Source organism: Glutamicibacter sp. GQ173, assembly GCF_059759215.1.
Genome location: NZ_JCAXDT010000023.1, coordinates 1 through 632, shown reverse-complemented (window position 1 = coordinate 632; position 632 = coordinate 1). Strand labels below are relative to the sequence as shown.

Below are 632 nucleotides of genomic sequence, written 5' to 3'. Positions count from 1 at the left end.
GTCTTGTCGGTCATGATCAGCCCGACGCTCAGGTTGATGGGCACTGTCGCGTCCGGGCTGGTGCAGAAGCTGGCGAGGTAGTCGGCTTCGATTTGAGCGCGGGTGCGCGGATCGCCGTGGGCTTTGAGGCTTGCGGATTTTGCCTTGATGTCGTTTTTCAGGGCCAGGCCGGCGATGATGGGCAGTTCGGCGTGGATGCTCATCATGCCGGTGGCGGGGTGCGGGGTGAATTTGATGCGGCGTTGCTCTTCGGCGCTTTTCTGCTCTTTGCACTGGTCGTCCGAGGCGTAGGCGAGGGTGAAGTCCTGGACGGTGTCGCTGATTTTCCTGGTGCCCTGGTTGGCGAACATCTGCGGGTTCTTGGCGTAGAGGTTGTCGAATTCGGTGCGGCGTTCGGCCTTGACGATGCGCAGCGGGGTGAGGATGGCGCGCATTTGGGCTTCGGTGAATTCGCCGCGGCTGTAGGCGGCGGCCAGGTGCGGGGTGTCATTGAAGAGGATGCGGCAGTTTTCGAGGTATTCGCGGTAGCCGTGGGGGTCTGCTTTGCGGGCGAGGGCTATGGTGGCGGCGGTGCCGCGGTTCAGCTGCTTGAGGTTGCCGCGTTGGGCGTTGGCGCGCACGACGTTGATTTC

General features: G+C 63.0%; 1 pseudogene. It reads right to left on the bottom strand.

Annotation, left to right across the window (positions count from 1 at the left end):
- Positions 1 to 632: pseudogene (locus tag AC6CHO_RS17215) on the bottom strand (HNH endonuclease); the annotation flags it as partial.